The organism is Pseudofrankia inefficax (genome assembly GCF_000166135.1).
Classification (GTDB): Bacteria; Actinomycetota; Actinomycetes; order Frankiales; family Frankiaceae; genus Pseudofrankia; species Pseudofrankia inefficax.
In genome coordinates this window covers 6,343,911-6,356,448 of the sequence record NC_014666.1, presented here as the reverse complement: position 1 = coordinate 6,356,448, position 12,538 = coordinate 6,343,911, and the positions used below count along the sequence as shown (strand labels likewise).

Annotated in this window: 12 protein-coding genes; 5 read left to right on the top strand and 7 right to left on the bottom strand. The window is 74.6% G+C overall.

Features of this window, described 5'->3' with window-relative positions:
* Positions 1-2 precede the first annotated feature (2 nt).
* From FRAEUI1C_RS25625 to glnT, 3 genes are all read right to left on the bottom strand, one after another.
* On the bottom strand, positions 3-716 hold the full coding sequence (locus FRAEUI1C_RS25625) for a glutamate synthase (RefSeq protein ID WP_013426270.1): 714 nt from the start codon (positions 714-716) through the stop codon (positions 3-5).
* The gene (locus FRAEUI1C_RS25620; protein ID WP_013426269.1) at positions 704-1,624 is read right to left on the bottom strand and encodes a class II glutamine amidotransferase domain-containing protein; all 921 of its coding nucleotides are present in this window, start codon (positions 1,622-1,624) and stop codon (positions 704-706) included. The genes FRAEUI1C_RS25625 and FRAEUI1C_RS25620 overlap by 13 nt, the downstream gene beginning before the upstream one ends.
* 79 nt (positions 1,625-1,703) lie before the next feature.
* Positions 1,704-3,068: a type III glutamate--ammonia ligase gene (glnT, locus tag FRAEUI1C_RS25615; protein ID WP_013426268.1), complete on the bottom strand. Its 1,365-nt coding sequence runs from the start codon at positions 3,066-3,068 to the stop codon at positions 1,704-1,706.
* Positions 3,069-3,266: 198 nt separating this feature from the next.
* On the opposite strand from glnT, the gene FRAEUI1C_RS25610 reads away from it, so the two are divergent.
* The gene (locus FRAEUI1C_RS25610; RefSeq protein WP_013426267.1) at positions 3,267-3,875 is read left to right on the top strand and encodes a Maf family protein; all 609 of its coding nucleotides are present in this window, start codon (positions 3,267-3,269) and stop codon (positions 3,873-3,875) included.
* Positions 3,876-3,890: 15 nt separating this feature from the next.
* Here FRAEUI1C_RS25610 and nudC read toward each other — a convergent pair whose 3' ends face one another.
* Together nudC and FRAEUI1C_RS25600 are read right to left on the bottom strand one after the other, a co-directional pair.
* On the bottom strand, positions 3,891-4,919 hold the full coding sequence (gene nudC, locus FRAEUI1C_RS25605; protein ID WP_013426266.1) for an NAD(+) diphosphatase: 1,029 nt from the start codon (positions 4,917-4,919) through the stop codon (positions 3,891-3,893).
* Positions 4,920-4,952: 33 nt separating this feature from the next.
* Complete coding sequence (locus FRAEUI1C_RS25600; RefSeq protein ID WP_013426265.1) at positions 4,953-5,804, bottom strand: alpha/beta fold hydrolase; 852 nt, start codon at positions 5,802-5,804, stop codon at positions 4,953-4,955.
* A 115-nt stretch (positions 5,805-5,919) separates the two neighbouring features.
* Here FRAEUI1C_RS25600 and FRAEUI1C_RS25595 point away from each other — a divergent pair, with 115 nt between their 5' ends.
* On the top strand, positions 5,920-7,065 hold the full coding sequence (locus tag FRAEUI1C_RS25595; RefSeq protein WP_013426264.1) for a DmpA family aminopeptidase: 1,146 nt from the start codon (positions 5,920-5,922) through the stop codon (positions 7,063-7,065).
* Between the two features lie 3 nt (positions 7,066-7,068).
* Here FRAEUI1C_RS25595 and FRAEUI1C_RS25590 read toward each other — a convergent pair whose 3' ends face one another.
* Complete coding sequence (locus tag FRAEUI1C_RS25590) at positions 7,069-7,716, bottom strand: LysE/ArgO family amino acid transporter (protein ID WP_041261430.1); 648 nt, start codon at positions 7,714-7,716, stop codon at positions 7,069-7,071.
* A gap of 70 nt (positions 7,717-7,786) precedes the next feature.
* Here FRAEUI1C_RS25590 and FRAEUI1C_RS25585 point away from each other — a divergent pair, with 70 nt between their 5' ends.
* Entirely contained in the window at positions 7,787-8,704 is a 918-nt protein-coding gene (locus tag FRAEUI1C_RS25585; RefSeq protein WP_013426262.1) for a LysR family transcriptional regulator ArgP, read from the top strand.
* 112 nt (positions 8,705-8,816) lie between these two features.
* Positions 8,817-9,806 carry an isopenicillin N synthase family dioxygenase gene (locus FRAEUI1C_RS25580; protein WP_013426261.1) on the top strand — a complete coding sequence of 330 codons (990 nt, stop codon included), beginning with the start codon at positions 8,817-8,819 and terminating at the stop codon, positions 9,804-9,806.
* A 47-nt stretch (positions 9,807-9,853) separates the two neighbouring features.
* On the opposite strand, the gene FRAEUI1C_RS25575 is transcribed toward FRAEUI1C_RS25580, so the two are convergent.
* Entirely contained in the window at positions 9,854-10,627 is a 774-nt protein-coding gene (locus FRAEUI1C_RS25575) for a maleylpyruvate isomerase family mycothiol-dependent enzyme (protein WP_013426260.1), read from the bottom strand.
* Between the two features lie 270 nt (positions 10,628-10,897).
* Here FRAEUI1C_RS25575 and FRAEUI1C_RS25570 point away from each other — a divergent pair, with 270 nt between their 5' ends.
* On the top strand, positions 10,898-12,538 hold the full coding sequence (locus FRAEUI1C_RS25570) for an alpha/beta hydrolase (protein ID WP_013426259.1): 1,641 nt from the start codon (positions 10,898-10,900) through the stop codon (positions 12,536-12,538).

Here is a 12,538-nt window from a genome sequence, read left to right as displayed (position 1 = left end):
TCCTAGTAGACGGCCGAGTTGCCCGCGGCGAAGTGGTAGAGCCGGCGGGCCGAGCCGAACCGGCGGAAGCATTCGGGCGCGAGCTCGCCGGCCGGTTCGAGGCCGGCGGCCGTGAGCAGCGCGGCGAGCTCCGCGGCGTGCTCGGCGCGCAGCTCCTTCTCGACGCAGTCCGCGCCGAGGGAGCCGACCCTGCCGCGCACGTAGACCCGCGCCTCGTAGATCGAGTCGCCGAGGCCGTCGCCCGCGTCGCCGCAGACCACCAGCCGCCCGGCCTGCGCCATGAACGCGCTCATCGGTCCGATGCCGCCGCCGACGACGATGTCGACGCCCTTCATCGAGATCCCGCAGCGCATCGACGCGGAGCCCTCGATCACCAGCAGGCCGCCATGCCCGGTCGCGCCGGCCGACTGCGAGGCGTCCCCGCGGACCCGCACGACGCCGGACATCATGTTCTCGGCGACGCCGGTGCCGACGTTGCCGTGCACAGTGATCGTCGCCCCGTCGTTCATGCCGGCGCAGTAGTAGCCGGCGTGGCCGCGCACGTCGATCGTCAGCGGCACCCGGACCCCGGCGGCGATCGCGTGCGCTCCCTGCGGGTGCAGCACCTCGTAGCGCCACCCCGTCGGCGCGTGCAGCTCGCCGTTCAGCGCCCGCAACGAGCTGGTGGCCAGGTCGACCGTGACGATGCCGGCGGTCTGACCGGCTAGCGGCGCCATGCGTAGACCCTTTCGGGCTCGGGCTCGTAGATCCGGGCGGTGTCGATGCCGGGCAGGTCGGCCAGCGCCCGGAACTCCGAGGCCATCGCGACCCAGGCGCCGGTCTCCGCGATGATCGCGGGCTTGCAGGCGATGGCGTCCCGCACGACCGCGAAGCCGTCGTCGCTGGTGACGAGCAGCGTGTAGAAGCCGTCGAACCGTTCGCAGAGCAGGCGCAGCGCCTTGTCCAGGTCGTCGCCCTCGGCGAGCCGGGCCGCGACGAACCGGGCGCCGACCTCGGAGTCGTTCTCCGAGTCGAACCGGACGCCCTCGGCGATCAGTTCCCGGCGGATCGTCGCGTGGTTCGCGAACGAGCCGTTGTGCACGAGGCACTGGTCCGGGCCGACCGAGAACGGGTGGCAGCCCTCCGGGACGACGGCCGACTCGGTGGCCATCCGCGTGTGCGCCAGGCCCTGCCAGCCCTGGGCGTTCGCCAGGTCGTAGGTCCTGGCGAGGCTCCGCGGGCTGCCGATGCCCTTGTAGACGGTCAGGTCCCGGCCCGCGCCGACGACGAGAGCGTCCGGGGCGGACCGGCGGACCGCGTCCCCGAGCGCGTCGAGGGCGACGGGCGCCGCGAGGACGGTGGTCGCCCCGGCCGCCGTCACGAGGATCTCCGGGGTGCCCGCCAGCGCGGCCCGCACGGCGGTGCCGAGGTCCGCCCGGGCCGCGTCCGAGAGCTGGCCGTCACCTGGCAGCAGCACCGACACGGCGGTGTGACCCTCCGGGCAGCGGCGGCGGTCGCCGTACACGGCGACGCCGGCCGAGTCGGGACCACGCTCGGCGACCTGGCCCAGCATGGTCTCCAACAGGCGGCCGAGCTGGGGGTAGAGCTCCGGGTCGCGCAGATGGAGCCCGACGATCCCGCACACAGGCCCCGCCTCCTTTCGATGGTCGGTCCTCCACCCGTCGTGCCTGACCCGCTCGGTCAGGGAGTGGTAGGCGAGCGGCTCAGAAGGCGGTCAGGTAGCGGTCGTGCTCCCAGGGGCCGACGGCGGAGTGCCACTCGAAGAACTCGGCGCGCTTGAGAGCCGCGAAGTAGTCGGCGACGCCAGGCCCGGCGGCATCCAGCCCTGCCGTGACGACCGGGTCGGCGCCCAGCGCCTCCACCGCGTGCAGCAGGGTCGGCGGCAGGTCCGGCCGGACCGGGCCGCCGTCGCCGGGCAGGCCGGGGTCCAGCGCGCGCTCGACGCCGTCGAGCCCGGCGGCGAGCACCGCTGCCAGCGCCAGGTAGGGGTTCGCGGAGCCGTCGCCGCCGCGCAGCTCGATGCGGTCACCGTCCGGGATGCGCACGTAGTGGGTGCGGTCGTTGCCGCCGTAGCTGGCCCGGCGCGGCGACCAGGTCGCGCCCGACCGGGTCGAGGTGGCGCCGGTGCGCTTGTAGGAGTTGACCGTCGGCGCGAGCACCGCCTGCAGGGCCGGCGCGTGCTCCAGGACGCCGGCGAGGAAGCGGTGGGCCACGTCGGACAGGCCGAACGGCGCGTCGGGGTCGCCGGCCGGGAACAGCGGCGTGCCCGCGTGCCACAGCGACAGGTGCAGGTGCATACCGGAGCCGGTCCGGTCGGCGAACGGCTTGGGCATGTACGTCGCCGTCATGCCACGCCGCTCCGCCAGCACCGAGATGAGGTAGCGGGCGGTGATGACGCGGTCGGCCGTGGTCAGCGCGTCGGCATAGGCGAAGTTCTGCTCGAACTGGCCGTTGGCGTCCTCGTGGTCGTTGGCGTAGTTCGACCAGCCGAGCGCGTTCATCGCCGTCGACACCTCGGTGAGGTGGTCGTACATCCGGGTCAGCCCCCGGGCGTCATAGCAGGGACGGGCCGCGACGTCGAGTGGGTCGGCCAGCCGCAGCACGCCGTCCGCGCCCCGGTCGACGAGGAAGTACTCGACCTCCGCGCCCGCGAACAGCTCCAGGCGCCGTTCGTGGGCGGCGGCGAGCAGCGCCTTGAGGATCACCCGCGGCGCGTAGTGCCAGGGCCGCCCCTCGACATGCGGGTCGCAGTGCACCAGAGCCAGACCCTCCTTGACCCAGGGCAGCGGGGTGTAGCTGGCCGGGTCCGGGATGACCATCAGGTCGGGGTCGGACGGCTGCTGGCCGATCGCCCCGACCGCGTAGCCGGCGAACCCGACGCCGTCGGTGACCAGCGCGTCGACTGCCTCGATCGGCACGAGCTTGGCGCACGGCTTGCCGACGAGGTCGACGAACATCGCGAGGATGAACCGGATCCCGTCCGCCCGGGCCTGCGCGGCGAGATCGGGCTGGGCGGGCGTGGCCGCGCCGTTGGGGTCGGTGAGGGGGGCGCTTCCGTCGATCGTCACGTCAGGCTCCAGCGGCTCCGGACCGAGGGCGGATCCACGCCACGTCGACGGGGCGCGTCCTAGCGAGAAACAAGGTATCTGCGGAGGAAACCCCGTGGGTTACGCGAGAATGACGATTCGCGACCTGCCCGCGGGCGCCCGCTCCTCGGCACCCGAGGGCTGACCGCCGCGCCAGGTCCCCGGAAGGAGAGGAGCCCGATGCGCGCCAGACGGATCGTGCTCGCGTCCGGCTCGCCGCGCCGCCGCGAGCTGCTCGCGGCCATGGGGATCCCGTTCGAGGTGCTGACCAGCGACGTCGACGAGACGGTCGCCGGCCACGACGGCCCGGCGGACTTCGCGCTCCAGCTCGCGCGCCGCAAGGCCCAGGCGGTGGCCGGACGGGTGACCGACGCGCTCGTGATCGGTGGGGACACCGTGGTCGAGCTCGACGGGACGATCTTCGGTAAGCCCGCCGACGAGGCCGCGGCGTTCGCGACGCTCGGCCGGCTGTCCGGGCGGGCCCATCGCGTCGTGACCGGGCTCGCCGTCCTGGACACGGCGACCGGCGTGCTTCGGCAGGAGGCGGCGACGTCCACGGTGCGGATGCGCGCGTTCGCCGATGACGAGATCAGGGCCTACGTCGCGTCCGGCGAGCCGTTCGACAAGGCCGGCGCCTACGCGGTCCAGGGGCTCGGCGGCCGGCTGGTCGCCGCCGTCGACGGCGACCTGGACAACGTCATCGGCCTGCCGACCAGGACGCTGCGCCGGCTGCTCGCCGGCTTCGGCGTCGAGGTCTCTGCGCCCCAGGCCCCGGCGACCCAGGCCTGACCCGGGCCGGACCGGTCAGCCGGCCGCGACCCAGGACTCGATCATCGTACGGGCGATCGACATGCGGCCCGGCAGCAACAGCTGGCCGTCGTCGGCCGGCACGCCCCAGTCGCCACGCTTCAGCGCCTCCACCAGGTCGCCGCGGCGCAGCCACCTCGCCTCGGCGATCTCGGCGCCGTCCAGCCGGATCGGCTGCGCCGGGTCGGCGACGGCCTGGAAGCCGACCATGAGCGAGCGGGGGAATGGCCAGGCCTGGCTGCCCAGGTAGCCGACGTCGCGGACGTCGACGCCGACCTCCTCGGCGATCTCCCGGGCGACGCAGGCCTCCAACGACTCGCCTGCCTCGACGAAGCCGGCGAGCACCGACATCCGGCCGGCCGGCCACGTGGTCTGGCGGGCGAGCAGCACCTGGTCGGCCCCGTCGTGGACCAGGCAGATGATCGCCGGGTCCGTGCGGGGGAACTCCTCGTGGTTCTCCGCGGCGCATTCGCGCGCCCAGCCGGCCTTCGTCGGCCGGGTCAGCGAGCCGTCCCTGGCGCAGAACCGGGCCCGGTCGTGCCAGGTCAGCAGCGCGATCGCGGTCGTCAGCAGGGCGGCGTCCAGCGGCGCCAGCTCCCCGCCGACCGTGAACAGGCTCAGCCAGCGCGCGTCCCCCGCGGGCTCGGCCGGCTCGACGCGCTGCGCCCAGTAGAGGACGCCGTCGGCCTCGCCGAGCAGCACCGCGGCGGGCGGCGGGGTGTCACCCAGCTCGGTCGCCGGGCGGGTCACCAGCCGGGCCCGGCCGTCGCCCGCGTCGCCCAGCTCGCCCGGGCGCCGGACCGCCGGCGGCGCCGGCAGCTCGACCGGGGTCCGCCCCGTGGCGTCGAGGACGACGACCTGGGCCTTGGCCCAGCCGGCCTGTTGGCGCGCGGTGTCCAGGCGCAGGAACTCGTCGCGGATGAGGGTCGCGCTCGCCAGCGGAGGCGGCTCGATCAGCCCGAATGCCCGGGTGGGGTCCCACACGCGCTCCGCCGGGTCGCTTGTTCGCTCAGTCGCCGCGGTCACCCGCGAATCGTCCCCCTCGGCGGCCGGCGATGGCTACCGCAGGTCGAGGATGTGACGCAGGATGTCGGCGGCGATCACGGCCGGTGCCTGCAACGGCCCGAAGTGGCCCAGATGGGCGTGCGAGGTCAGCGTCGCGGCCGGCAGCGCGGCGGCGAGCCCCGGGGCGAACGTGGCCGGCGGCACTACCGGCTCCGCCGCGCCCACGGCGATGAGCACCGGGAGCTTCGCCGCCGCGACGGTCTCGTAGGTGATCCGCCCGCTCGCCTCGAACGTCAGCGCCTCGTGCTCCGGCAGACAGCGCAGCACGACCGTGCCGTCGGGCAGGTCGGTGAAGCCGTGCTCGACGTACGCGGCCAGGGACTGCGCGGTCAGGTCGCCCAGCGGCGGGCGCGAGGAGTAGCGCCACAGCGCCGCCGCCCGGGACGGGAACTCCGCCCGCCGCCGGCGCGCTCCGCCGGCGAGCACGTTGGTACCCGACGCCGGGGCGGGCGTGGCCGTGACGACCGGCTCGTAGAGGTAGGCCGAGGCGAACAGGCCCGGCCGGTCGACCTCGGCGGCGAGCGCGACGGCGCCGCCCATCGAGTGCCCGACGGCGTGCACCGTCGCCGCGCCCGTCGCCCGGATCGCCGCGACGGCGGCGGTCACCTCGGCGGTCCAACGGCGCCAGTCGAAGTCACCGTCCGCCGGCGGTGGGGTCTCGCCGTGGCCGGGGAGGTCCAGCGCCCACACGTGCGCCCGCGGGCCCAGCTGGTGGGCGAGCTGCCGGTAGGCCTGGCCGCAGAACCCGGTCGCATGGCAGATCAGCACGGCCGGCCCGGCCCCCGGGCCGACCCCGCCGAGGTCGTGCAGGACGGCGGTCGTGCCGCGTTCGGTCGTCAGGCGCATACCCGACTTGCTATCAGGCCTCGTCCCGGCCAGGCGGGGGATGCCGAGGCACGCCTGGTCACATCGGCGGCGCAGGACTGTCGCCACCCGGCCCGGCCCGGCAGGATCGAGACTCGTGGCTGAGCCTCGCCGACGGGCCCGCGAGCACGGCATCCCCTTCGACGGGACGCCGGGACCGTTCAACGCGATCACCGACGTCCCGGGCGTCGAGGTCGGCTACACGACGCTGATCAGCGGTGACGGGCCGCTGCGGGTCGGCGACGGGCCGGTGCGGACCGGGGTCACCGCGATCCTGCCGGCCGGCCGCGGCGGGATCGGCTCGGCCGTCGCCGCCGGTGTGCACGCGTTTAACGCCAACGGCGAGATGACGGGCAACGCCTGGCTGGCGGAGACCGGAAGCCTCTCGCTGCCTGTCATGATCACAAATACCCACGCCATCGGCCCCTGTCACCGCGGCGTGATCGACTGGGTGGTCGCCAACCGGCCGGATCTGGCCCGCGGCTGGCTGCTCCCGGTCGTCGCCGAGACCTGGGACGGCTACCTCAACGACATCAACGGGGCGCATGTCACCCCGGCCCACGCCGTCGCCGCGATCGACGCGGCGGTCGGCGGGCCGGTCCCCGAAGGCGCCGTCGGCGGCGGCACCGGAATGATGTGCTACGGCTTCAAGGGCGGCAGCGGCACCGCGTCCCGGATCGTGCCCTACGGCCCGGACACCTATACCGTGGCCGCCTTCGTCCAGGCCAACTTCGGCCGCCGCGACGAGCTGCGGATCGCCGGTGTTCCGGTGGGTCGCCTGCTCGCCGACGCCGACGCCGATGCCGGCGCACGCGGGTGGGACGGCGACTGGGCGGCGCCCCCCGGCGCCGGCAGCTGCATCGCGGTCCTCGCGACCGACGCGCCGCTGCTGCCCGGCCAGTGCGCGTCGCTGGCCCGCCGCGCGCCGCTGGGGCTCGCCCGCACCGGGACCACCGGCTCGCATTTCTCCGGCGACCTCGTCCTCGCCTTCTCCACCGCGAACCGCGGTGCCCTGACCAGCGCCTTCCCGACGGCGGACCCGACCGCCGACGACTACGCGGCCCTGCGGTTCATCCCCTGGGGCCGGCTCGACGCCTTCTACGAGGCGGCGGTGCAGGCCGTCGAGGAGGCGGTCGTCAACGTCCTCACCACCGCCACCTCGCTGACGGGTCGCGACAACCACCACGCCCAGGCACTCCCGGTCGGCCGGGTCGAGCAGCTGCTGTCCCGTGGGTCGCGCTGAGGGTCAGCCGAAGGCGAGCCGGGCCGCCACGAACAGCATCGTGACGCCGATCGCCAGGTCGAGGACGCGCCAGGTCGCCGGGCCGGCCAACACGGTCGAGACGAGGCGGGCGCCGTAACCGAGGCTGGCGAACCACACGATGCTCGCGAGGCCCGCCCCGACGGCGAACCACCATCGTCCCGTCGGGCCATCCCGGCCGCCGACGGTGCCGAGTATCAGCACGGTGTCGAGGTAGACGTGCGGGTTCAGCCAGGTGAAGGCCGCGGCACGCGCGGCGACGGCCGTTCTGCCGGCGGCCAGGTCCTGGCCGGAAGGTCCAGGGTCACCGAGCGGACCTGGCGACTGCTGGCCACCCGCCGGGTTGGCGCGCGGGCGCGCGGCCCGCCGCAGCGAGGTGGCGGCGAACCACAGCATGAAGGCGACGCCAAGCCAGCGGACGGCGACCAGCAGCGGCGCGGCGCGGGCCAGCAGGCCGGCGACGCCGCCTACCCCGGCCGTGATCAGGGCCAGGTCCGAGCCGGCGCAGATCACGACGACCGTCCCGACGCGGTCGCGGGCGAGCCCCTGCCGCAGGACGTAGGCGTTCTGCGCCCCGATGGCGACGATCAGCGAGAACCCGGTCAGCAGACCGGTGGTGGCGGCGGCGAGCACGGCGGCCACGCTAGGTCGCGGCCCCTATGAAGACCAGCGAAAGATTCTTCAGATTCATTAGCATCACTTCATGGACCTGGAGCTGCCGCCCGCCCAGCTGGCCACGCTCGTGGCGATCGTCGAGCTGGGCAGCTTCGACGCCGCCGCCCGCCACCTGCACCTGACGCCGAGCGCCGTCAGCCAGCGGATCCGCGCACTGGAGTCGGCCGCCGGGCAGGTTCTCGTGCGGCGTTCGCTGCCGTGTCGGCCCACCACCGCCGGCGAGGCGCTGTTGCGGCTCGCGCGCCAGACCAGGCTGCTGCACGCCGAGGCCGTCGAGGCGCTCGGCGGCCGCCCGTCGGCCCGGGTCGAGCTGTCGGTGGCCGTCAACGCGGACTCGCTCGAGACCTGGTTCCGCGACGTCGTCGCCGAGGTCGCGCGCTGGGACGACGTCGTGCTGCGCCTGCACGTCGAGGACCAGGCGTTCTCCGCCGGGCTGCTGCGCGGCGGCGAGGCGCTGGCCGCGGTGACCAGCGACCCGGTCGTCGTCCAGGGCTGCCGGTGCGAGCCGCTCGGAACCCTGCGCTACCGCCCGGCGGCCACCCCGGAGTTCGCGGCCCGCTGGTGCGCGGACGGACCGCCCGACGGTGCGGCGGACTACCGCTGGGACCGGATGCCTCTTCTCGTCTTCAACGAGAAGGACGGCCTTCAGCACGAGCTGCTGCGGGAGCGGGGTGTCCTCGCCGCTGCACCGGCGGCGCACCGGGTGCCGACCACGGCTGGCTTCCACGAGGCGGTTCGGCTCGGTCTCGGCTGGGGCATGCTGCCCGACGCCCAGCTGGACGGTGACCTCGCCACCGGGCGGTTGGTGACCCTGACCGACACCCACGTCGACGTCCCCCTCTACTGGCAGCGTTGGCGGCTCGACTCCCCGCTGCTCGACCGGCTGACCGCCGCGGTCACGACGGCCGCGGGCCGGCACCTGCGCGGCACCCGGCCTGGCGGGTAGCCCGCGACTGTGTCGCAGGCCATGGGTAGAAACCCCGGCGGAGCCAGACGCCCCAGCCCAACCTAGAAAGGGGCGGTGCGCGCCGCCGAGCCGTCCGACCTGGAGCGACGTGATGACCACACCGGAGTACGCCCTGACCGAACTGGCGCGCGAGAGCCGGATGGGAGGCGCCGGGACCGAGGCGACCGACCGGGAGATCCGGCGGGTCTCGCTGCGCGACGTCGAGACCCGGCGCGAGGCGATCACCGGCGAGCTGTGGTCCGCCGCGGCCGACATCGGGTTCTTCCAGCTCGTCGACCACGGGATCGACCTCGCCGAGGTCGAGCGGGCCTTCGGCGCGGCCGAGGCCCTGTTCGCCCTGCCGGACGAGGTCAAGGGCCAGTACGCGCTGCTGAAGGGCACCAACGCCGGCTGGGAGAAGCTCACCCAGATCCGTCCCTCGACCGGCACCCCGGACCAGAAGGAGTCCTACCAGGTCACCCGGCCGCGGATGGCCGGGCTGTGGCCGACCGACGCGGAGCTCGACGGCTTCGCCGCGACGATGCTCGGCTTCGAGCGCCGGTGCTGGGAGGTGGCGACGCTCGTGCTGTCCTGCTTCGCCGACCGGCTCGGCTTCCCGCGTGACTTCTTCACCGCCGCCCACGACCCGGCCGCGCCGACCTACCAGAGCACGTTGCGGCTGCTGCACTACTTCCCGGTGCCGCCCGAGGCCCAGGCGACGCCGGGGCTCTGGCGGGCCGGCGCGCACACCGACTTCGACTGCCTGACCCTGCTGTTCCAGCGCGAGGGCGAGGGCGGCCTGCAGGTCCTGCCCGGCAAGGAGGCCGACGCCGAGCGGTGGACGTCGGTCCCGGCCACGGCGGACGCCATCACCTGCAACATCGGCGACATGCTGATGCGCTGGAGCGACGACGCGCTGCCCTCGACGTTCCACCGGGTGCGGCTACCGGTGCCCGGTGAGTACGCCGGGCCGCGCTACTCGCTGGCGTTCTTCGCCCAGGCCAACACCGACGTCGTCATCTCCAGCCCGTCCGGGCGCTATCCGGACATCACGGCGCGCGACTACCTTCTGCAGCGCATCCAGGCCAACTTCGGCTCCTGATCTGGCCGGCGGGCCGGCCGCCCGTCACCCGGGCCAGGGGGTCGGCGTCAGCGGCCGGGCCGTAGCGCCGTCAGCAGGTCCTGGTCGCCGAAGGCGGTGAGGCCGGGGCCGTCGAAGCCGGTCCGACCCCAGATCGCCAGCAGCGCCGGGCCGGCGGGGCCACGCAGGCCCGCGTCCCCCTTCTCGTGCCCCTCGCTGACCTCGACCGAGTCCCCGGCCAGCGCGACCATCCATTCACCGCTCGGCGCCGGCGGCGCGGCGGCCTCGTCCGTGACCGACGGCGTCCCGGTGAACAGCGGGTCGGTGAGGTGGACGTGCGCCGTGCCCTCGGCGTGGGAGGTGAGCCCGGCCGCGCGGGCCGCCGGCAGCAGGACCCGCAGCACCTCGTCGATGCCGTCCGCGGCCAGCGCCGGATCGAGCTCGGGCGCCGGTCCGACCGCGTTCGCCGCGTCCCAGGCGTGGATCTGCAGCTCGTGAGTCAGCCGGCGCGGCCAGAAACCGGCGACCTGCGGCGCGTTCGTGAAGTTCCAGGCGGGAGCAGCCGGATCGACGGCCTGGAACGCCGCCAGGGTCGCGGCGAGCGACGCCCGGTAGTGCGCCACCAGCGCCTCGTCCTGTGCCGGCGGCCGCTCGGTGAACGCCGGCGGGTCGACCACCCCGCGTGGCAGGTGCGCCGCGGTGGAGGCCAGCAGCCGGGCGACGTGGCTGACCAGCCGGCGGTTGTCCCAGCCTGGGCAGGACGGCACGGGCGCGTCGAGGTTCCCCGCCGCGGCGTCGATGAGCGCCTCGGCCTGCGTCTGGAACATCGCGGGATAGTCCATGCCCTGGAGTCTCTCGGTTCGACGCTCCGAACGCACCAACCCGTCCGCTCCAGCGCCTGTTCGGAGCGTTCGCCGGGATCGTCTCGGGACGGGTCACGCGGCCCGGGCGGTTCCGGTGCCGGAGGGTTGCCCGCGCCCGGGACCGGGGACGGAGCCGACGCAGTCGTCACGGAACGTGACCTGCGGTCGAGGCGGTCGAGGTGCCGGGCGGGTGGAGGTGGCCCGGCCGCTGGCACAGACCGCAAGCCTTCCAGCGGAAGCCGAGGTCCCGTGAACCAGCCAAGGCGCAACCAGGACGGCGGCCCCAATGGATCCGGTGCCAGTGGGCCCGGCGCGGGCGGGCCGGGCGCGGGTGGGATGCGGCGCCGGCTGCCCGGCCGGCCCCGAGCGTGGGCGGCGGCGCTGGTGATCGCCGTGGCGGGTGCCGCCGGGCCGGTTCCGGCGGCCGGCGCGGCCGAGCCGTCGACCGGCGTCGGCCGGCTGTCGGCCTGGCGGGCCTGCGGCGACGGCGTGCAGTGCGCGACGCTTCCCGTGCCGCTCGACTACGCGAACCCGGCGGCCGGCACGATCAGCCTCGCGGTGGTGCGCCGGCCGGCCCGCGAGCCCGCCCGCCGGATCGGCTCGCTGGTCTACCTGGAGGGCGGGCCGGGCGTCTCGGGCGTCAACTCGATCAAGACGTACCCGCAGCTGTTCGACACCGTGGTGGGTGACCGGTTCGACATCGTCGGGTTCGACCAGCGGGGGGTCGGCGCGAGCGCGCCGGTCCGCTGCCTGACCGACGCCCAGAAGGCCACGGAGCTCACCGACGTCCTGGTGGGCGTGCCGGCGCGCCGGGCCGTCCCGGGATCGACGGAGGGGAGTGTGCCCGCCGGGTTCGGCGGGACGGCGGCGTCGGACCGGGGGGTCGCCGAGGGCTGCGAGCGCTGGAGCGGCAGGATGCTGCCCTACCTGTCGACGGAGGCGGCGGCCCGCGACGTGGACGTGCTGCGCGCCGCGCTCGGCGACCGGCGGCTCACCGCGTATGGCGCCTCGTACGGGTCGGAGCTGGGCGCCACCTACGCCGCGCTGTTCCCCACTCACCTGCGTGCCCTGGTGCTGGACGCGGTGGTCGACCCGAGGATGTCGACCACCGATCCCTTCGCGGAGACCCTGCTGCAGGCCAAGGCCTTCGACGCCGCGCTCAGCGCCTTCCTCACCGCCTGCGCCCGCGACACCACCTGCCCCTTCGGCGACGGCGACCCGTTCGGCCACTACGACCGGCTCGTCGCCCGGATCGCGAAACACCCGATCTACGCCCAGGGCAAGGACGTCGACACGACCCGCCCGGTCGACAGCGGCGTGCTGACCTCCGCCGTCCTGCAACTGCTGTACAGCCAGCAGCAGTGGCCGATCCTGGCGCTGGCGCTGGGGCTGGCCGACACGGCGAACGACGGCTCCGTGCTGCTCTCGCTGGCCGACCAGCAGTCCGGCCGGCGGCCCGACGGCAGCTACGACAACTCGTTCGACGCCAACACCGCGATCAACTGTGCCGACCAGAGCTACCCGACGGATCTCGCGGCCTACCGGCGCTTCGCGGCGCGGCTGGCCGTCGCGGCGCCCCGGATCGGCTACACGCTGGCCCTCGGCGGGCTGACCTGCGCCTTCTGGAAGGTCCGGGCGGCCTCCCGCTACACCGGGCCCTTCCTGGCCAAGGGCGCTCCGCCGATCCTGCTGGTCGGCACCACCGGCGACCCGGCGACGCCGTACCCGGAGGCGCGCTCGCTCGCGTCCCAGCTGTCCAGCGGCGTGCTGCTGACGTGGCGCTCGTACACGCACGGCGCCTACGAGGGACCGAGCACGTGCGTCCACGACGCGGTGGATGACTACCTGGTGAATCTCGTCGTACCGAAGCCCGGCACCGTCTGCTCCTGA